14 protein-coding genes and 1 pseudogene are annotated in these 19,224 nt (G+C 72.6%); 2 read left to right on the top strand and 13 right to left on the bottom strand.

Features of this window, described 5'->3' with window-relative positions:
- Positions 1 to 84 precede the first annotated feature (84 nt).
- Positions 85 to 1,131 carry a LacI family DNA-binding transcriptional regulator gene (locus tag DVA86_RS12700; RefSeq protein WP_208878224.1) on the bottom strand — a complete coding sequence of 349 codons (1,047 nt, stop codon included), beginning with the start codon at positions 1,129 to 1,131 and terminating at the stop codon, positions 85 to 87.
- A 233-nt stretch (positions 1,132 to 1,364) separates the two neighbouring features.
- Between DVA86_RS12700 and DVA86_RS12695 the strand changes: the two genes are divergently transcribed.
- Positions 1,365 to 3,095, top strand: a complete 1,731-nt coding sequence (locus DVA86_RS12695; RefSeq protein WP_208884646.1) for an ATP-binding protein — start codon at positions 1,365 to 1,367, stop codon at positions 3,093 to 3,095.
- Between the two features lie 20 nt (positions 3,096 to 3,115).
- Here the strand turns inward: DVA86_RS12695 and DVA86_RS12690 are convergent, their stop codons facing one another.
- The 6 genes and pseudogenes from DVA86_RS12690 to DVA86_RS12665 form a co-directional block, all read right to left on the bottom strand.
- A complete protein-coding gene (locus DVA86_RS12690; protein ID WP_208878222.1) occupies positions 3,116 to 4,708 on the bottom strand; it encodes a solute symporter family protein in 1,593 nt (530 codons plus the stop codon).
- A gap of 143 nt (positions 4,709 to 4,851) precedes the next feature.
- Positions 4,852 to 5,328, bottom strand: a pseudogene (locus DVA86_RS12685) (DUF485 domain-containing protein); the annotation flags it as partial.
- 60 nt (positions 5,329 to 5,388) lie between these two features.
- Positions 5,389 to 6,099 carry a response regulator transcription factor gene (locus tag DVA86_RS12680; RefSeq protein WP_208878218.1) on the bottom strand — a complete coding sequence of 237 codons (711 nt, stop codon included), beginning with the start codon at positions 6,097 to 6,099 and terminating at the stop codon, positions 5,389 to 5,391.
- A complete protein-coding gene (locus DVA86_RS12675) occupies positions 6,096 to 7,268 on the bottom strand; it encodes a sensor histidine kinase (protein ID WP_245996526.1) in 1,173 nt (390 codons plus the stop codon). The genes DVA86_RS12680 and DVA86_RS12675 overlap by 4 nt, the downstream gene beginning before the upstream one ends.
- On the bottom strand, positions 7,265 to 7,903 hold the full coding sequence (locus DVA86_RS12670) for a DUF1453 domain-containing protein (protein ID WP_208878216.1): 639 nt from the start codon (positions 7,901 to 7,903) through the stop codon (positions 7,265 to 7,267). Before DVA86_RS12670 ends, DVA86_RS12675 begins: the two co-directional genes overlap by 4 nt.
- Positions 7,904 to 8,046: 143 nt before the next feature.
- Positions 8,047 to 10,173: a DNA gyrase/topoisomerase IV subunit B gene (locus tag DVA86_RS12665; protein WP_208878215.1), complete on the bottom strand. Its 2,127-nt coding sequence runs from the start codon at positions 10,171 to 10,173 to the stop codon at positions 8,047 to 8,049.
- Positions 10,174 to 10,605: 432 nt separating this feature from the next.
- On the opposite strand from DVA86_RS12665, the gene DVA86_RS12660 reads away from it, so the two are divergent.
- Positions 10,606 to 10,836, top strand: coding sequence for a DUF7455 domain-containing protein (locus tag DVA86_RS12660; RefSeq protein WP_121519241.1), 231 nt, complete (start codon positions 10,606 to 10,608; stop codon positions 10,834 to 10,836).
- 165 nt (positions 10,837 to 11,001) lie between these two features.
- Here DVA86_RS12660 and DVA86_RS12655 read toward each other — a convergent pair whose 3' ends face one another.
- From DVA86_RS12655 to DVA86_RS12630, 6 genes are all read right to left on the bottom strand, one after another.
- The gene (locus DVA86_RS12655) at positions 11,002 to 11,895 is read right to left on the bottom strand and encodes a S1 family serine peptidase (protein WP_208878213.1); all 894 of its coding nucleotides are present in this window, start codon (positions 11,893 to 11,895) and stop codon (positions 11,002 to 11,004) included.
- Positions 11,896 to 12,072: 177 nt separating this feature from the next.
- Positions 12,073 to 13,701 (bottom strand): RNA polymerase sigma factor, encoded by a 1,629-nt coding sequence (locus DVA86_RS12650; protein WP_208878212.1) that lies wholly within the window; start codon positions 13,699 to 13,701, stop codon positions 12,073 to 12,075.
- Between the two features lie 299 nt (positions 13,702 to 14,000).
- Entirely contained in the window at positions 14,001 to 15,005 is a 1,005-nt protein-coding gene (locus DVA86_RS12645) for a FadR/GntR family transcriptional regulator (RefSeq protein WP_281279283.1), read from the bottom strand.
- Between the two features lie 58 nt (positions 15,006 to 15,063).
- Positions 15,064 to 17,028, bottom strand: coding sequence for an ABC transporter ATP-binding protein (locus tag DVA86_RS12640; RefSeq protein ID WP_208884642.1), 1,965 nt, complete (start codon positions 17,026 to 17,028; stop codon positions 15,064 to 15,066).
- A gap of 83 nt (positions 17,029 to 17,111) precedes the next feature.
- Positions 17,112 to 17,867 carry an NUDIX hydrolase gene (locus DVA86_RS12635; RefSeq protein ID WP_208878210.1) on the bottom strand — a complete coding sequence of 252 codons (756 nt, stop codon included), beginning with the start codon at positions 17,865 to 17,867 and terminating at the stop codon, positions 17,112 to 17,114.
- Positions 17,868 to 17,930: 63 nt separating this feature from the next.
- Positions 17,931 to 19,160 carry a DUF4192 domain-containing protein gene (locus DVA86_RS12630; protein ID WP_208878208.1) on the bottom strand — a complete coding sequence of 410 codons (1,230 nt, stop codon included), beginning with the start codon at positions 19,158 to 19,160 and terminating at the stop codon, positions 17,931 to 17,933.
- Between the last annotated feature and the right edge of the window lie 64 nt (positions 19,161 to 19,224).

The raw sequence follows: 19,224 nt of genomic DNA, 5'->3' as shown, positions 1-19,224 counted from the left end.
CGGATCCGCAATATCCAGAACACAAGCTGCAAAATTTTGACAGCCACGGCATCGGAGCCCGACGGCTCGTTGCCGTGGCTCCGCTCAGCCCTCCCCGCCGCCGTCCGTGCCGCCGTCCGCGGGGCCGTCGGCCGCCGGCCCGGTGGACGCCCGTACGACCAGCTCCGGCTCGAACAGCAGCTCGTCCCGCGCCACCTCCCGGCCCGCGATCTGCGCCGTCAGCAGGTCCACCGCGGCACGCCCCATCGCCTCGATCGGCTGCCGTACGGTGCTCAGCGGCGGGTCTACGCACGTCATCAGCGCCGAGTCGTCGTAGCCGATGACCGACAGGTCGCGGGGCACCTCCAGCCCGCGCCGCCGCGCCGCCCGCACCGCTCCCAGCGCGATCGGGTCGCTCGCGCAGATCACCCCGGTGACCCCGCGCTCCAGCAGCCGCGTGGTGGCGGCCTGGCCGCCCTCCAGCGAGTACATCGCCCGCGCCACGTACTCGTCCGGCAGCCGGCCGCCGCCGGCGCGCGCCACCGCGCGCGCGGCGTCCAGCTTGCGCCGGGACGGCACGTGGTCGGCCGGGCCGAGCACCATGCCGATCCGCTCGTGCCCGAGCGAGGCGAGGTGCCGCCACGCCTGCTCCACGGCGCTGGCGTCGTCACAGGACACGCAGGGGAAACCGAGCTTGGCGATGGCCGCGTTGATCAGGACGACCGGCAGCCGGCGGTCGGCGAGCAGCTGGTAGTGGTCGTGCGGCGCGTCGGCCTGCGCGTACAGCCCGCCCGCGAAGATCACCCCGGAGACCTGCTGCTGCAGCAGGAGGTCGATGTAGTCGGTCTCCTGGATGCCGCCGGGCGTCTGCGTGCACAGCACCGGGGTCAGCCCCTGCTGCGCGAGCGCGCCGCCGACCGCCTCGGCGAAGGCCGGGAAGATGGGGTTCTGGAGCTCCGGCAGCACCAGCCCGACAAGGCGGCCGCGCTCACCGCGCAGCTGCGTGGGGCGCTCGTAGCCGAGCACGTCCAGCGCCGTGAGAACGGCCTGCCGGGTGGCCTCCGAGACGCCCGGCTTCCCGTTGAGCACCCGGCTGACCGTGGCCTCGCTGACGCCCACCTTCTGTGCCACCTGAGCAAGTCGTCGTGTCATACACGCAAGATTAGCGCAAGACACGCAAGCTGCTTACGGAAAAGCCCGGGACCAGCGGGATCGTCCGCACCCGTACCGTAGGAACACCCCACCCGCGGCGTACGAGCCCCCACGCCGGCGCCCGTACGGGCTACCGTCCGCCTGTGAACGGAACGGACATACGGACCCGGCCCCGGCGCCGCCCCCGCCTCCGCCTCGGCTGGCCGAAGCGGGTCTTCTCGCAGGTGCTGCTCATGCAGCTGGCCATCGCCACCGGCGTGACCGCGCTCGCCACCGGGTTGTTCCTGGCGCCGCTCAGTGCCGAGTTCGACAACCGGGCGACCCAGCGCGCGCTGGCCATCGCGCAGTCCACCGCCGTCCAGCCCGGCCTGGCCGACCTCCTCGACTCGGGCACCGGACCCGATCCGGACGGCCCCGTGCAGCAGCGCGCCCAGCGCGTGCGGAACGCGTCCGGGGCGAGCTACGTGGTCGTGCTGGACACCCGCGGCATCCGCTGGTCGCACCCCACCGCCGCCCGCATCGGGCAGCGCGTCTCCACCGACCCCGGCCCGGCCCTGGCCGGACGGGAGGTGCGGCACATCGACGTCGGCACCCTGGGCCGATCCGCGCGCGGCAAGGTTCCGCTGCGCGACGAGCACGGCCGGGTGGTCGGCGCCGTCTCGGTCGGCATCGGCTACGACAGCGTGCACGACAAGCTTCTGGCCGCCGTACCCGAGCTGCTGGCGTACGCGGGGGGCGCGCTGGGAGTCGGTGCGCTGGCCGCGCTGGTGGTGTCGCGGAGACTCCAGAAGCAGACGCACGACCTGGCCTTCTCCGACATCTCCGCGCTGCTGTCCGAGCGCGAGGCCATGCTGCACGGCATCCGCGAGGGCGTGGTCGCGCTCGACCGGAAGGAACGCATCCGCCTGATCAACGACGAGGCCCAGCGCCTCCTCGAACTCCGCCCGGAGGACACCGGCCGCCCACTGGAGGACGCCCTCGGCCCTGGCCGTACGACCGAGGTACTCGCGGGCCGGGTCACCGGCGCGGATCTGCTGACCGTACGCGGCAGCCGGGTGCTGGTCGCCAACCGCATGCCCACGGACGACGGCGGTGCCGTCGCCACTCTCCGCGACCGCACCGAGCTGGAGTTGCTGGGCCGCGAACTGGACAGCTCCCACGGCCTGATCGACGCCCTCCGCGCGCAGGACCACGAGCACGCCAACCGGCTGCACGTCCTGCTCGGCCTCCTCGAACTCGGGCTGTACGAGGACGCCGTGGACTACGTATCCGACGCCGTCGGCGTGCACCGCGCCACCGCGGAGCAGATCACCGGCCGGGTACGCGACCCGCTCCTCGCCGCGCTCCTGGTGGGCAAGGCGACCGTGGCCGCGGAGCGGGGCGTCGCGCTGACCGTCGCCCCGGGCACGCTGCTGCCGGACCGGCTGGTCGACCCGCGCGAACTGGTCACGATGGTCGGCAACCTCGTCGACAACGCCCTGGACGCGGCGGCCGGTTCGCAGGACGCACGGGTGGAGCTGGAGCTGCGGCCCCTGGAGGCCACGGACGGCGCGGAGGGTACGGAGGGCACTGGGGACACCGGGGACATGCAGCACGCCGGGGGCGCGGACGGCGCGGACCGTACGGGCGCCTCCGCGGACGGCACCGGCCTGCGGCTGCGGGTGTGCGACAGCGGGCCCGGCATCCCGTACGAGCAGCGCGAACTCGTCTTCGCCGAGGGCTGGTCCACCAAACCGCCGCCCGCGCACGGCAAGCGCGGCCTCGGGCTGGCGCTCGTACGGCGGCTTGCGGAGCGGCACGGGGGCAGCGCGCGGGTCGGCGAAGGGGCGGGCGGCGGCGCCGAGTTCACGGTCGTACTGCCGGACGCGCTCCGTCCTGATCCGGCCGAGGACGGCGCGGCGGACGGTGCCGACGGGCCGGACCGGGCGGACGCCCCCTCCCGTACGGCTTCCCCCGCGCCTTGACCCGTGGCCGTACGGCCGGGCTACGCCGCGCCCGCGCCCGTGAGCGCCCGTACCTCCGTCTCCGCGTGCCGCGCCGGGTCGGCCGGTTCGCGCGAGGTGACCGTGCCGAGCCAGCCCGCGAGGAATCCGAGCGGGATGGAGACCAGTCCGGGGTTCTCGAGTGGAAACACCGCGAAGTCCACGCCGGGGAACAGCGACCGCCCGCCGCCCGACACCACCGGCGAGAGGACGACCAGCAGCACGGCCGGCACCAGCCCGCCGTACACCGACCAGACGGCGCCCCTGGTGGTGAAGCGGCGCCAGAACAGCGAGTACAGCAGGACCGGCAGGTTGGCGGACGCGGCGACAGCGAAGGCCAGCCCGACCAGGAACGCGACGTTGAGGTTCTGTGCCGGGAGCGCCAGCCCGATGGCGACCGCGCCGGTGCCGACGGCCGCCGCGCGGCCGACCGCGACCTCGCCGCGGACGCGCCGCTTGCTCAGCGATGCGTACAGGTCGTGCGACACGGCGGCCGAGGAGGCCAGCGTGACACCGGCGACAACTGCCAGGATCGTTGCGAACGCGACCGCCGCCACGACCGCGAGCAGTGCCGAGCCGCCCGCGGAGCCGGCGCCTCCGCCCAGCTCCTCGGCGAGCAGCGGAACCGCCGTGTTGCCCGCCGAGTTGGAGCCGCGTACGGCGTCCGGGCCGACCAGCGCGGCGGCGCCGAAGCCGAGCACGATGGTCATGAGGTAGAAGCCGCCGATCAGCCCGATGGACCAGACGACGGACCGCCGGGCGGCCGGCGCGGTGGGCACGGTGTAGAAGCGCGCCAGGATGTGCGGCAGCCCCGCGGTCCCCAGCACGAGCGCGACGCCCAGGCTGATGAAGTCGAGCCGCGCGGTCCAGTCGCCGCCGTAGCGGAGGCCGGGCGCGAGGAAGTCGCGGCCGTGGCCGCTGCGTTCGGCGGCGCCGGTGAGCAGCGCGCCGGGATCGCCCGAGTACCGCACCAGCACCAGCACGGTGAGGGTCACGGCGCAGCACATCAGCAGCGCGGCCTTGACGATCTGGATCCACGTCGTCGCCCGCATCCCGCCGCACGCGACGCAGACCACCATGAGGACGCCGACCACGATCACCGCCACGCTGCGCGCCGCACCGCCCGTACCGACGGACAGCATCGCCACGAGGGTGCCCGCGCCGACCATCTGCGCGACGAGATAGAGCACCGAGACGGTGACGGACGAGGCGCCCGCGGCGATCCGTACGGGCCGCTCGCGCATGCGCGCGGCGACGACGTCGGCGAGGGTGAAACGGCCGCAGTTGCGCACGAGTTCGGCGACGAGCAGGAGGACGACGAGCCAGGCGACGAGGAAGCCGACGGAATAGAGCATTCCGTCGTAGCCGTACAGCGCGATGAGGCCGGAGATGCCGAGGAAGGACGCCGCGGACATGTAGTCGCCGGCGAGGGCGAACCCGTTCTCCACGGGCGAGAACAGCCGCCCGCCCGCGTAGAACTCCACGGAGGAGCCCTGCCGCCGGGACGCGGCCCAGCGCGTGATGGCCAGCGTGGCGGCGACGACCGCGGCGAACAGGAGCAGCGTGAGGGTCTGGTGGCTGCCGCTGCCGTTCAACGGACGGACTCCCGCTCCCGTACGGCGTCCTGCGGGGCGGCGTGCTCGGGGGCCGGGTGCTCGGGGGCGGCGTGCTCCGGAACGGCATCCTCCGCGGCCGTGGACGCCCCCGGTGCGGCTCCCGCGACCGGGGCCGCCGCGGCGCCGCGCGTCATGTCCTGGGTCTCCCAGCGCAGTTCGAGCGCGGCCCGGTCGCGGTGCCGCCGGGCGTGCCGCACGTACGCCCACGTGAGCAGGAACGTGGTGGCGAACTGCGCGAGGCCCGCGACCATCCCCACGTTCAGCACCCCGGCCACCGGGCGGGCCATCAGGCCGGGGGCGGCGGTCGCCACGACGACGTAGGCGAGGTACCAGCCGAGGAACGCCACCGTGGCGGGCAGCACGAAGCGCCGGTAGCGCCCGCGTACGCGCTGGAAGGCGGCGCTGCGCTGCACGGTGAGGTAGACGGCGGCGGTCGCCTCGGGGCCGCGCTCCGGTGGATCGTTCCTGCAGCCGTCCGCACGCCGAGCGCCGGGCGGGCCGGTCGGGCCGGGCGCGGGCGCACCGGATACGGCGGCCGGCCGGGGTTCCTCCGCCCGGCCGGAGGCGAGATCGTCGTGCCAGGGATCGTCGATGGGCATGTCCAAGGATGGACACGGACACAGGAGCGCAGAGGGGGCAATACGGCCCGCACCACTCGTTCAGGTGACAATGCCGTGCCGGTACGCGTACCGCACCGCCTGCGCCCTGTCCCGCACCCCGGTCTTGGCGAAGAGGTTGTTGATGTGCGTCTTCACGGTCGCGGTGCTGATGTGCAGCGCGCGGGCGACCTCCTGGTTGCTCAGCCCTTCCGCGACGAGCGTGAGCACCTCCGCCTCGCGTTCCGTCAACCCGTCCGGATGCCCGGCGCGTTGCCCCTGCCGCGCGCCCCCCGCATCCTCGCTCCGCGCCTCCTCCCGCGGCGCCCCGCCAGCCAGCCGGTCCAGCAGCCGCGCCTGCACGGAGGCCGCGAGCCCGGCCTCGCCGGACAGCACGGCGCCGACAGCCCGTACGATCGCGTCCGCGTCGGCGTCCTTCGTCAGATAGCCGCGCGCGCCGGCCCGCAGCGCGGGGAAGAGCGAGTCGTCATCGTCGTACGTGGTGAGCACCACGACCTGCGTCCCGGGATGCTCCGTACGCACGTGCCGCGTCGCCTCCACCCCGTCGCAGCGCGGCATCCGCAGGTCCATCAGCACCACGTCCGGGGCGAGTTCACCGACGAGCCGTACGGCCTCCTCGCCGTCCGCCGCCGACCCGACGACCTCGATGCCGGGCAGCAGCCCCAGCATCATCACCAGCCCCTCACGCACCACGGTCTGGTCCTCTGCGACCAGCACCCGCGCCGGGCCCGTACGTTCCGTCCGCCCGGTCATACGGGCACCCTCAGCCGCACCGCGAAGCCCCTCCCGTCCGGGCCTTCGTACGGGCCCGACTCCAGCGTGCCGCCGAGCAGTTCGGCGCGCTCCCGCATCCCCACCAGACCGTACCCGGCGCCGGTCGCCGCCAGCTCGCCCGGCGCCGGGCCGCCGCCCGAGTCCCGTACCTCGAGGGCCACCTCGTCCCCCTCGTCCCCGTCGAGGTAGTCCAGCCGTACGGACACCCGCGCGCCCGGGGCGTGCTTGCGCGCGTTCGTGAGCGCCTCCTGCACCACCCTGCGCACCGCCAGCCCGGCCTCGGCGGGCAGCGCGCGCGACTCCCCCGTCACCTCCAGAGCGGCGCCCTCAGTGGCCGCCACCGTCCGCAGGAAGTCCTCCACGGGGACCATCTCGCCGCGCAGCGCGGAGAGCGCCTGACGGGTCTCCGCAAGGCCCTCACGGGCCATCCCCCGGGCGACCACGACGCGTTCGAGCACCGCGTCCGGCTCCCCGCCGCGCTCGATCAGCAGCCGCGCGGCCTCCAGGTGCACCAGCTGGGCGCTCAGACTGTGCGCCAGGATGTCGTGGATCTCCCGTGCGATGCGCGCCCGTTCGGCCAGCGCGGCCGACTCGGCCTCCGCCGTACGCGCGGCGCGCTCCTGCGCCAGCAGCCGGAAGCCGGTGCCGCGCGCCTCCGCGTCCAGCCGGATCGTGTAGCCGGACAGCAGCGTGATGGCGAGGATCACCGCCGACTCCGTCAACTCGCCCCGCCCGCTGAGCGCGTAGCCGCCCAGCGGCAGTACGGCCGCGGGCAGCGCGGCGGCGAACGGCAGCCGCCGCATCGCCAGCCCCGCGGCCACGATCCACAGCGCCAGCCCGGGGGTCTCGGCCCCGGCCGCCAGCACGCCCGCACCGGCCGCGGAGATCACCAGCAGCAGGCCGAGCGCGGGCAGCAGCCGGTGCCGTACGGTCGCGACGTGGAAGCCCGCCATCGCGGCGGCCACGCAGACGGCGCCGGCGGTCAGGGCCGCCAGGCCCCAGCCGCCGAACGACCCCTCCCGCACGGCCCGCCAGACAAGCCACGCGCCCAGTCCTGTCCAGGCCAGCCCGTCGAGTACGCGGCGCGCGCGGGGCACGCCCTCGCCGGACAGGGCCTCACGCAGGGGCCATGCCAGCCATCGGTTCACCGGGTCGTGCGCCCCTTCCCGTGTACGCCGCCGTGACCTGCGGGGTGACCTGCGGGGTGACCTGCGGCATGTCCCGCGGCGTGCCCGTACAGGTCCCGGTCCCGGTCCGGGCCGTGCCCGCAGCCGCCACCGTGCCCGCAGTCGTGCGCGTCCTCGTGCACCGCCCGTACGAGCGCGCCGGGCCCGTCCGTACGCAGCACCACCACGGCACTGCGCGTGAGCAGCGCCGCCGCGAGTGCCAGCGTGGTCGCCGCGCTCCCCTGGTGCACGCCGGCGAGCAGCGCCAGCCCGTGCAGCGCCCCGCGTACCAGCAGGGCGCCGGCCCAGACACCGAGCGTGGTCAGCCGGCCCTGGGCCCAGTACGCACCACTGTCGTCCTCCCACACCCGCGTCGTCCACGCCCACGCCATCCCGGTCGCGGCACCGGCCAGCACCGAGGCGGCCAGCAGGAAGACGGACACCGTACGGTGCCGCGGATCGACCAGCCCGCCATCGCTCACCGTCGCCACCACGAGCACCGCGGGCAGCACCCACCACGCCCGCGCCTCCGTGGCCACGCGCTGCGGACGCAGCTGCGCGACCAGTACGACCACGATGATCCCGGCGATCACCACACCGTCAGGCACACCACCCATGACACCCGCCTCCGTCGGCCGAGGGACTTCCGAACGCCCTCGACGCTACGGAGCACGGCACGCCGGCGGATCGGCTCCAGGGTGGGGCCGCGGGTGGATTCCGCCGGGGCGCACCGGAGCGCGGCTCCACCCGCGGGTGGAGCTCAGACGTCGATACGGGACCGGTCCAGCGTCGCCGCCGAGCCGGTGATGAACTCCCGCCGCGGCGCGACATCGTTCCCCATCAGCAGGCTGAACGCCTCCTCCGCGGCCTCCAGATCACTGATGTTGATCCGCCGCAGGGTGCGGTGCCGCGGGTCCATGGTGGTCTCCGCGAGCTGGTCGGCGTCCATCTCGCCGAGGCCCTTGTAGCGCTGGATGGAGTCCTTGTAGCGGACACCGGTGCGTTCCAGCTCCAGCAGGGTCTGGCGCAGCTCGTTGTCGGAGTACGTGTAGACGTACTTGTCCTGGCCCTTCTTCGGATGCGTCAGCTCCACGCGGTGCAGCGGCGGCACCGCCGAGAACACCCGGCCCTGCTCGACCATCGGACGCATGTAGCGCTGGAAGAGCGTGAGCAGCAGGCAGCGGATGTGCGCGCCGTCGACGTCCGCGTCGGCGAGGAAGATCACCTTGCCGTAGCGGGCCTGGTCGATGTCGAAGGTCCGCCCGGAACCGGCTCCTATGACCTGGATGATCGAGCCGCACTCGGCGTTCTTGAGCATGTCCGAGACGGAGGACTTCTGAACGTTGAGGATCTTGCCGCGGATCGGCAGCAGCGCCTGGAACTCCGAGTTCCGCGCGACCTTCGCGGTGCCCAGCGCCGAGTCGCCCTCCACGATGAACAGCTCCGTACGGTCCACCTCGTCGCTGCGGCAGTCAGCGAGCTTCGCGGGCAGCGCGGAGGACTCCAGCGCGGTCTTGCGCCGCTGCGCCTCCTTGTGCTGCCGCGCCGCGATCCTCGTACGGGCCGCGGCGACGACCTTGTCCAGCACCGAACGCGCCTGCTGCTTCGCGTCCCGCTTCGTGGACGTCAGGAACGCCTTGAGCTCCTTGCCGACCACCTGCGCCACGATCCGCGACGCGGCCGAGGTGCCCAGCACCTCCTTGGTCTGCCCCTCGAACTGCGGCTCCGCGAGGCGTACGGTCACCACCGCCGTCAGGCCCTCCGTGGCGTCGTCCTTCGCGATGTCGTCCTCGGCCACGCGCAGCATCTTCGACGAACGCAGCACCTCGTTCACGGTCCTGGTCAGCGAGCGCTCGAAGCCGGACACGTGGGTGCCGCCCTTCGGGGTGGCGATGATGTTGACGAACGACCGCACGGTGGTGTCGTAACCGGTCCCCCAGCGCAGCGCGATGTCGACCGTCAGCTCGCGCTGCACCTCGGTCGGGATCATGTGGCCGCGGTCGTCCAGCACCGGCACGGTCTCCTTGAACGTGCCCGAGCCCTGCAGCCGCAGCACGTCGCACGCCGGCTTGTCCGGCGCCAGGTACTCGCAGAACTCGCTGATACCGCCGTCGTAGCGGAAGACCTCCTCGGACACCGGGGCGCCCTCCAGGCCGCGCTCGTCCCGTACGACGAGGGTCAGCCCCGGCACCAGGAACGCGGTCTGGCGGGCCCGCGCGTGCAGCGTCTCCAGCGAGAGGCGGGCGTCCTTGAGGAAGATCTGCCGGTCCGCCCAGTACCGGACGCGGGTGCCGGTGCGGTTCTTCGGCACCTTCTTGCCCTTGAGGAGCCCGCTGGACGGGTCGAACGGCGCGTCCGGGCCGGACTCCGTGAAGATGCCGGGGACGCCGCGCCGGAAGCTGATGGCGTGCGTACGGCTGTTCCGGTCCACCTCGACGTCGAGCCGCGAGGACAGCGCGTTGACCACGGAGGCGCCGACGCCGTGCAGACCGCCGGAGGCGGCGTACGAGCCGCCGCCGAACTTCCCGCCCGCGTGCAGCTTGGTCATCACGACCTCGATGCCGGACAGCCCCGTCTTGGGCTCGACGTCGACGGGGATGCCGCGCCCGTTGTCGCGGACCTCGACCGAGCCGTCCTCGTGCAGGGTCACGTCGATGCGGTCGCAGTGGCCGCCGAGGGCTTCGTCGACGGCGTTGTCGATGATCTCCCAGAGGCAGTGCAGCAGGCCACGGCTGTCGGTCGAGCCGATGTACATGCCCGGGCGCTTCCGCACCGCCTCGAGTCCCTCGAGGACCAGCAGGTGCCGAGCGGTGTAGTTGGAGCCGCCGTCCCGGTCTGCTCCGGACAGCAGGGCGGTGGACGACGGCACGGACGTCTCGGCGGTCACGCGGTTCGCTCCTCGCTGAATTCTGATTTCGTGGTGGCTGTGTTGCCGTCAGAGAGTACCGATGCCCAGGACAGCACGTGTGCAAGGGCGCTCAATCCTACCGCAGTCTCGCATGTACGTTCGAAAACACGTGGGCGTGACAGGTACATCACGTTCCCTTTGAGGCATGAACCATTTAGGCTCCGGGCACGTCCTCATGAACGAACCGGTAGCCGGTTCGGGGATCGACAACCAGACAACAACCGCCAGACAACGTGAACAGCAAGCAACCGACGTAAAACGGCTCATTCGCCGCCACCGGCAGCATCGGCCATTCCGCGGAGAGTTCTCCCAGAGTGAAATCTCCACGGGGAAGCCCAGAGCGGGAACGTTTTCGGCCTGGTTGGATGTTGACCCTGGTACGACAGCTCGTCGAGCTAGAGAAGAGGCGACGTGACTACTGTTCTGACACCCGCGACCCCGCTGACGGCCGCTGACCGCTGCGACCGCTGCAACGCACAGGCGTACCTGCGCGTCGTGCTCCTCAGCGGCGGAGAGCTGCTGTTCTGCGCCCACCACGGCCGCAAGTTCGAGCCAGAACTCAAGAAGATCGCCGCAGAGATACAGGACGAGACGGAGAAGCTGACCGCGACTCCTGCCACAGCGGACGACGACGGCCGATGACCGTCTGACCCGACGCAGCACGTCCCATCCGACGAGCTCGGACCGGCCCAGGGCCGGAGCGGCGGGCGGCCACCCCGGAACCCCGGGCAGGCCGCCCGTCGCCGTGTCTGCGTCCGATCACCGACCGACCACCCACCACGGGCGGCGCCCGCCGGACCGGCCTGGTTACGGCGCGTCACCCCCGTACTCCCCGACGGAACCGCGTTCCTTCACCGACCCGGACTTCCCGACGGACCCGTGTTCCCTGACGAGCGGCAGCGCGTCGGACATCCGCGTGTAGACGCCGGGCCGGCCCGTCTCGCCGCAGCCCGTCCCCCACGACACCAGCCCCACCAGCCGCCCCCGCGCGACCAGCGGCCCGCCGCTGTCGCCCTGACACGCGTCGCGGCCGCCGCCGGTGAGCCCGGCGCACACCATCGACTCCGCCTGGAACGTGCCGTCGGCGCTGCCCGGATAGGCGCTCTCACAGACCGTGTCCGCCAGCACGTCCACCTCTGCGGCGAGCAGCCGGGAGGCGTAGCTGCCGTTCCCCTGCGTGTCCCCCCAGCCGTACACGGTGGCCGGGGTGCCCGGCTTGTACGCGGCGTCGCCGGGGCCCGCGACGCCGATCACGTACGACTCCGGGAGCGGCTCGGCGAGCGTGATGACGGCGATGTCGCCCGCGTTCGTACGGGCGTCGTAGTCCGGGTTGACCCACACCCGCGCCGGTGCCGTCTCCCGCCCGGCGTCGCCGGTGAGGTCGCCGCGGCCGGAGACCACCCGCAGATCGCGGATCTTGGCGCGGTCGGTGCCCAGCACCTCGCGGCTGAGGCAGTGCGCCGCGGTGACGACCGTACGGGTGCCGACGACGGCCCCGCCGCAGAACTGGCCTGAACGTTCCTCGCCGAAGCGGTCGCGGCTGGCCAGGGCCACGACCCAGGGATGCTCGGCGGCTTCGACCGGCTGGCCCCCCACGACCACCCGGTCCTTCTCCGGTGCCCCCGCCGCCACCAGGGCGGTGAGCAGCAGGGGTATCAGACACGCGAGCGGGCGGCGGGAACGGAATGGGCGAGGGCGCATGCGGTCTCCTGTCCGTACGAGAGCACGTGACCACCCAGGGTCACCCCCGCAGCGGCACTCCGCATCTCGAACGGCGGCCCCCGTTCCCGGCTCTCTCCGCGGCCCCGGACACACGCAAGGGCCGGCACCCGCGGCGGGTGCCGGCCCTCGTACGCCGTGCGGCGTGCGCCGCGGCGCTCAGTCCAGGTAGTCCCGGAGGACCTGGGAACGCGACGGGTGGCGGAGCTTCGACATCGTCTTCGACTCGATCTGGCGGATTCGCTCGCGGGTCACGCCGTAGACCTTGCCGATCTCGTCCAGCGTCTTGGGCTGGCCGTCGGTGAGGCCGAACCGCATCGAGACCACCCCGGCCTCACGCTCGCTGAGCGTGTCGAGCACGGAGTGCAGCTGCTCCTGGAGGAGCGTGAAGCTCACGGCGTCGGCCGGGACGACGGCCTCGGAGTCCTCGATGAGGTCACCGAACTCGCTGTCCCCGTCCTCACCCAGCGGAGTGTGCAGCGAGATCGGCTCACGGCCGTACTTCTGCACCTCGACGACCTTCTCGGGCGTCATGTCCAGCTCCTTGGCCAGCTCCTCCGGAGTGGGCTCGCGGCCCAGGTCCTGGAGCATCTGGCGCTGGACGCGCGCGAGCTTGTTGATGACCTCGACCATGTGCACCGGGATACGGATGGTGCGCGCCTGGTCGGCCATGGCGCGGGTGATGGCCTGGCGGATCCACCACGTCGCGTAGGTCGAGAACTTGTAGCCCTTGGTGTAGTCGAACTTCTCGACCGCGCGGATCAGACCGAGGTTGCCCTCCTGGATCAGGTCCAGGAACAGCATGCCGCGTCCGGTGTAGCGCTTCGCCAGCGAGACCACGAGCCGGAGGTTGGCCTCCAGCAGGTGGTTCTTGGCGCGGCGGCCGTCCTCGGCGATGATCTCCAGCTCGCGCTGGAGCTTCGGGGCGAGCTTGTCGGCCGCGGCGAGCTTGTCCTCCGCGAACAGCCCCGCCTCGATGCGCTTGGCGAGCTCCACTTCCTGCTCGGCGTTGAGCAGCGGAACCTTGCCGATCTGCTTGAGGTAGTCCTTGACCGGGTCGGCGGTGGCGCCCGCGGCGGCGACCTGCTGGGCCGGTGCGTCGTCCTCGTCGTCGTCGGAGAGGACGAAGCCCTCGTTCTCGTTCTTGGCCTCGGCGGCCGGGCCGTCCTGGGCACCGGGCTTGCCGGGCTTGCCCACCAACGGCTCCTCCGGCGCCTCCTCGTCGCCCTCGAGCAGCTCGTCGACGACGGACTTCTTCGTGGTGGCGGCCGTCTTCTTCGCGGGCGCGGCGGCCTTCTTGGCCGTCTTCTTCGCCGCTGCCTTCTTCGCGGGCGCGGCCTTCTTCGCGGCGGACTTCTTGGCGGGCGCGTCCACATCCGTGGCCGGCTCCGCGGCGGCGGACTCCTGAACGCCGTTGGCCCCCGCGGCCGGTACCGGATCGCTCTCGGCGGTGACCGGGGCGGGTTTCTTGGCCGTGGCGGCCTTCGTCGCGGCAACCGTCTTGGTGGCGGTGCGCTTGGCCGGAGTCTTCGCTGCGACGCTCTTACGGGTGCGCTTGGGCGCCTCTGCGGCACTCACCATCAGCGTCACACCCTCCTCGTCGAGGATCTGGTTGAGGCTGCGCAGAACGTTCTTCCACTGGGTTGGCGGAATCTGGTCAGCCTCGAAGGCCCGACGCACGTCGTCGCCGGCGATCTGCCCCTCAGCCTTTCCCCGCTCGATGAGCGCCATCACAGACTCGGACTCGGCGATCTCCGCAGGGAGCGTACGGGATGTGCTGGCCGACACGAACAACCTCTCGGAACGATGGAAATGGCGGACCGTCGGCGGAGAAGAACCAACGGCGCGGGCTGAGCCGGGACGTCCTACAGCGGCCGGGACGGCCTCCGTATTCCTTTCACGGCTGTCACCTCTTGAGTCATCGCACTGCGGCGCGAAGCGTTACGTGCTATCCACGTGGCCCGAGTCACACCCAGTATCGGCCTGTATACGGTGAGAGTCGGGCGAAACCGGATCTTTTACCGGCTCCTTACATGCGGCAGCGCCGCCGGATTCCCGACGGCGCTGCCGGCACCGCTGCGGAACGCTCAGTGCTCGCGCGGAGCGGGCACCACGTGATCAGCACCGCCGGCTCCGGCCGCGCCGCCCGCGACTCCGGGCTGACCCGCGGTGGGCGGGGCCTCCACGTGCGCCGCGAGCAGCTGGCGCATCGCGCCCTCCGCGGTGGCCGACTCACCGGAGGCCACCGCCTCGACGATCTGCCGGTGCTGGGCGACGGCGGACTCGCTGGGGCGTACGCAGCCGCTGGCCGGGCCGCCGGAGACCTGCAGTGCGGACGACACGATCCCGGACAGGTGCTCGAGCATGCGGTTCCCGCCGGACTGCAGCAGCAGCGTGTGGAACTCCGCGTCGGCGCGCGAGAACGTCAGCGAGTCGCCCTGGCCCAGGGCCTGGCCCATGATCCCGACCATGTCGGCGAGGCGCTGCTGCACGTCGTCGCGGCAGCGGCCGGCCGCGAGGCCGGCGGCCAGCGGCTCGATCGTCCAACGGAGTTCGCAGAGCTCGCGGCGCTGGTCCTCACGCTGGGGACCGAAGGCGCGCCACTCGATGATGTCGGGGTCGAGGAGGTTCCAGTCGCTGACGGGGCGGACGCGGGTGCCGACGTTGGGGCGGGCGCTGACGAGACCCTTGGCCTCGAGGACGCGGAGGGATTCACGGACGACGGTGCGGGAGACCTCGAAGCGCTGGCCGATCTCTTCGGGGACGAGGGGGCGGTCGGCGCCCAGATCGCCGGAGACGATCATCTGACCGAGCTGCTGGACGAGTTGGCCGTGCAGGCCGCGACCCCGGCTGCCCGCGGCGCGCCGGCCGGCACGGCCCATATCGGCCTCCGGGCCTTCCCAGGCCGGGATGTTGGTGGTCGTGCGTGCCGAACCGGAGGACTCGGCGTACGCGTAGCGGTCCAGCTCGCCCGGGCCGACGAGGCCGGCTTCGAGGGGGCGAGCCGCGGTCATCGTGGAGTGCGCAAGGGTAGTCACGAGACCTTTGTCGGCGGGCCCCAGGACCGCCTTGAGGGCTTTGGTGAAAAGCACACGAAAGGGTGATCGCTGGCTTTCGCATAATTGACGCCTTATCGGAAAGAAACAGGCTTCAGGGCGCGGTGTTCGATCGTTTCTGCGGCTTGGGCACTGGGGCGGAACGTTGCCGCCCGCGGGCACGAAGTCCCACTAGCAGATAACCGCAGAGGAGCACGAACGCCGACAACACCGTTGCCTGGCCCACGGGTTGGCTGAGCACGCGCCAACAGGCGGGCGCCACGCGCTCGACGACGGACGGCCAGGAGACGAAGTACGCCGGCTCGAGGCGGCCCGGGAAGCCCTCGAAAGCGCGTCCGGACGGACCGGCGAACAACTCCCGTACGGACGGCACCACCAGCATCGGGACGGCGAGCACCGCGGCGAGGCCCACGAGCGTCGACCGGCAGACCGCGGCCGCGAGCAGACCCGCCCAGCCGCAGCCGACGGTGACGGCGAGCGCGGACAGCGCCTGGACCGACTGCGCCGGTGCGCCGGCCGGGACCGCCAGCACGTCGCCGCCGAACAGCAGGCTGAGCACAAGTGCGTTGACGGTGGCAGTGACGGCGACGAGGGCGGCGGCGGTCGCGGCCGAGACGGCGAGCTTGGCTCCGAACAGTCCGGGGCTGCGCGGCACGGGCGTGTTCGCGGGGGACAGCGCCGGATACGCGAACTCCTGGCCGTACGCGAGCGCGCCGAGCACTCCCGCCACCACCGCGGCGGGCGACAGCAGGAACGCCGGGCCGGGAGGCCAGCCCGCCAGCAGCGGCAGCGGGTGCGCGGGCCCGTGCCCATACAGGCTGCTCTCCATGGCGACCAGGGCGACGGCCATGCCGAGCGCGAGGAGCACCGCGGCGGCCATGGCCCACCAGGTGGCGCCCAGGCCGAACATCCGGTGCAGCTCGTAGCGGAACGGCGCGGCGGGCCCCGGCCGCGGAATGGCGGGCAGCCGGGGCGTCGTGTCGGTCCCGGCGCCGTAAACGGTCCCGGCGGGCACCGCGACGGCGCTGCCGATGCCGGCGTCGGCGTCGGTCGCGGCCGCGTTCACTCGGGGGCCGGTGCCGTTATGGGGCTCGTCCACGTCACGGGAACCGCCGGCCTTGCGCCCGTCGGCGCGTGCCAGCGGCGTCTCGAGGGTGACGCCGACGTCTGCCGTCTCGTCCGCGAGGCGGTGTACGAGGATGCCGTTGCGGTAGGCGATCTCGCCGACGGCCGCACAACTGCTGCCGTAGACCGAGAGCCGGGCACCTCCTTCCCTGACGACTTCCACCGTGTCGTGCGTACTGTTCTCTGTTTCCGCCGGAAGCGCGGCGCGCGCCTCTCGCGAGAGCAGCATCGCGAGCCGCTCGGCGTGCGGCGAGCTGACGGCCACGCGAGGGCGGAGCCTGGCGCGTGCGTACTCGGCGGTCTCCTGGTCGGCGATCAGGCGGCCGTTGTCGATGGTGACCACGCGGTCCGCGATCCGCGTCGCCTCCCGGGGGTCCCGGACGGTGGTGAGCACCGCCCCGCCCTGGTCCGCGTACTCGCGCAGCAGACCGTGCAGCCAGCTCGCCTCGCGCGGGGACAGCCCCTGCGACGGTTCGTCCAGCACCAGCGTGTGCGGGTCTCCCAGCAGGGCGGCCGCCACGCCGAGCCGACGGTCCATCCCCAGCGAGAAGTTGCCCAGCGGCTCGTGGGCGAGGCCGCTGAGGCCGACGAGGTCGAGCAGGTCGTCCGCCCGCTCGGCCGGGACGCCGGCGACCGCGGCGAGCATCCGCAGGTGTCCCCTGGCAGTTCGGGCCGGATGCCCGGGAACATCCCCGAGCAGCACGCCGACTTCGCGCACCGGGCACGGGACGCGGTACAGCGGCCGCCCGCGGAGGAGTGCCACGCCACGTCCGCTGTCGAGCCGCAGGATCAGCCGCAGCGCGGTCGTCTTGCCCGCGCCCTGGGGTCCGAGCAGGGCGGTGACACGGCCGGGGCGCGCCTCGAATGTGAGGTCGTCGACGCGCGGCCGCTCGTGCCGCCGGGGCACACTGGTGAGTCCGATGGCCTGGATCATCGCTGGCGTCGGGGAACGCGTGGACAGCACACGCGAGCACGATAGCGCGATATGTCCGATTTTCCGTGCAGGGCCCGGGGTTGTCAGACCTCGGGTCGCAGCATCGGCGGATTCAGCAGCGTGGCTCCGCCGGCCCTGAACAGCTGGGCCGGGCGCCCTCCCTGACGGGTCGTCGACCCGCCGGTCGGGACCAGGAAGCCGGGCGTCCCCGTCACCTTGCGGTGAAAGTTCCGCGGGTCCAGAGCGACACCCCACACCGCCTCGTAGACCCGGCGGAGCTCTCCCACGGTGAACTCCGGCGGGCAGAACGCGGTGGCGAGCGAGGAGTATTCGATCTTGGACCGCGCGCGTTCCACCCCGTCCGCGAGGATCCGGCCGTGGTCGAAGGCCAGCGGGGCGGGCTGGCCCGCGTCCCGGCCGCCGCCTCCCTGGGGCGCGATGAACGTATCGACGGGCGCCCACCGGACGCTGTGCGCGTCACCGCCGGGTGTGGGTGAGGGAAGGTCGGGCGCGAGCACCAGGTGGGCGACGCTGACGACGCGCATCCGAGGGTCGCGTTGCGGGTCGCCGTATGTGGCGAGCTGTTCCAGATGTGCCTCCGTGGTACTGCCGCCCGACTCGTGAGCGCGCAGGCCGGTCTCTTCGTTGAGCTCCCGTGCCGCGGCCGATCCGAGGTCCTCGTCGGCTTTGACGAATCCTCCCGGCAGCGCCCATCGCCCCTGGTAAGGCGGCTCACCGCGGCGGACAGCCAGGGCACAGAGAGCATGCCGGCGCACCGTGAGCACGACCAGGTCAACGGTGACGGCGAAAGGCGGGTAAGCCGACGGATCGTAGGGCATGGCGCGATGATAGTCGTCTCCCTGACGATAAACAGGTCCCTCCCGTCACTGGCGTCGCCCACTTCACCCACCTCCGTACGGCGCGCGTGGCACCGTGCGGCGCGTGCCCCTCGTCCGCCTGCGTCGCTTCCTGCGGCGCACGGCTCGCTCCTGGCGCATGCACCGCCGCAAGGGCTCCGGATCGAGCCCTTCGTTGCAGGCCCGGTGCATCAACTGCGCGAAGACGCAGTCCGGATCGGTCTGCAGGGCACGGCCGAGCGCCACGCGCGCCGCCGGTTCGTCCCCGGTGGACCACGCGATCCAGCCGGCGAGGCTGAGCGTCGCGACCGCGTGCTCGTCGTACGCCCCGACGCAGCGGCGGCAGAGGGCCCGCCACAGCCGCAGAGCGGTGGCGGCGTCCCGGCCCTCCATCCACTCCGCGGCCTGGTCGCGGGTGCGGTGGTCCTGGAGGCCGAGGATCAGCGTGGCGGCCTCCTCGTGCGAGAGCAGCGCGTCGTCCTGCGCGTCGGCCGCGGTCTGGCCGACCGAGCCGTCGGCCGCCGAAGCGGCGTGGAGCCGCTCCATCAGCCGGCGCGCCAGCCTGAGGGTCTCGCCGGCCAACGCATCGCGGCCGGCGGTGTTGAGCATGCGTGGCATGAGGGCCGCGGCGGCCTTGTCGAGAGCGCACTCCTGTGGTGTCGCGAACGGCTCCCCCAGCGGTTTCAGCCGGGCCTCCATCTCCTTCTGCGTGCCCCGCACCTGGATCCCCGCGAACGCGGCCGCGGCCGCCATGGCCGAGGTGCCGGGAGGCGAGAGTGGCTTCCCCTCGGCCGGACAGCAGGCCGCGTCCGGGCAGCAGTACGACCAGTACCTCTTGTCGGAGATGCACAGTGCCTCGTAGACGGGCATCTCCAGTCCACCGCAGGCGACGCGGAGCCGCTGCGCGAGCGGCCGCAGCCGCTCCGTCACGGCCCGGCCGGACTCGCCGTCGGCCGGGTCCTGGCAGAGGAAGAGCAGGGCGCCCTCCGGTGCGGCGCCGCGTGCCACGGAGTTCCCCTTCAGGCAGGCGGCGAGCTGGTCCGCCACCGCGGGCCATTCGTCCGGAGCCGTGGGAATGCCGATCCGGAGCCTGCCGCCGAAGCGACCGCGTTCGCCGTGCAGGGCGACGACGACGATGGAGTCGTCCGGCTGGAATCCCAGCAGATACGGCAGCGCGTCGGCCAGTTCGCCGGGGCTGCGCAGGGAGATACGGGGGCGGTGGGTCTCGGAGAGCAGGTGGTCAGGGCTTGGCTTGCTGCTGCCGTGTTGTGTCATGCGTCGAGAGTGACCCGAAGTGGGCTTCCGGCGTCGGCCGTTGTCCACAGGCAGCCTTGATAGT

This window comes from Streptomyces armeniacus, assembly GCF_003355155.1.
GTDB classification, from domain to species: Bacteria; Actinomycetota; Actinomycetes; order Streptomycetales; family Streptomycetaceae; genus Streptomyces; species Streptomyces armeniacus.
This window is presented reverse-complemented; position numbering and strand designations above follow the sequence as displayed.

What these genes read in the sequence shown, in the direction of transcription:
- DVA86_RS12700 (WP_208878224.1), bottom strand. Translation starts at nt 1,131, where the DNA reads ATGACACGACGACTTGCTCAGGTGGCACAGAAGGTGGGCGTCAGCGAG.
- DVA86_RS12695 (WP_208884646.1), top strand. Translation starts at nt 1,365, where the DNA reads ATGCAGCTGGCCATCGCCACCGGCGTGACCGCGCTCGCCACCGGGTTG.
- DVA86_RS12680 (WP_208878218.1), bottom strand. Translation starts at nt 6,099, where the DNA reads ATGACCGGGCGGACGGAACGTACGGGCCCGGCGCGGGTGCTGGTCGCA.
- DVA86_RS12670 (WP_208878216.1), bottom strand. Translation starts at nt 7,903, where the DNA reads ATGGGTGGTGTGCCTGACGGTGTGGTGATCGCCGGGATCATCGTGGTC.
- DVA86_RS12655 (WP_208878213.1), bottom strand. Translation starts at nt 11,895, where the DNA reads ATGCGCCCTCGCCCATTCCGTTCCCGCCGCCCGCTCGCGTGTCTGATA.
- DVA86_RS12640 (WP_208884642.1), bottom strand. Translation starts at nt 17,028, where the DNA reads ATGATCCAGGCCATCGGACTCACCAGTGTGCCCCGGCGGCACGAGCGG.
- DVA86_RS12635 (WP_208878210.1), bottom strand. Translation starts at nt 17,867, where the DNA reads ATGCCCTACGATCCGTCGGCTTACCCGCCTTTCGCCGTCACCGTTGAC.
- DVA86_RS12630 (WP_208878208.1), bottom strand. Translation starts at nt 19,160, where the DNA reads ATGACACAACACGGCAGCAGCAAGCCAAGCCCTGACCACCTGCTCTCC.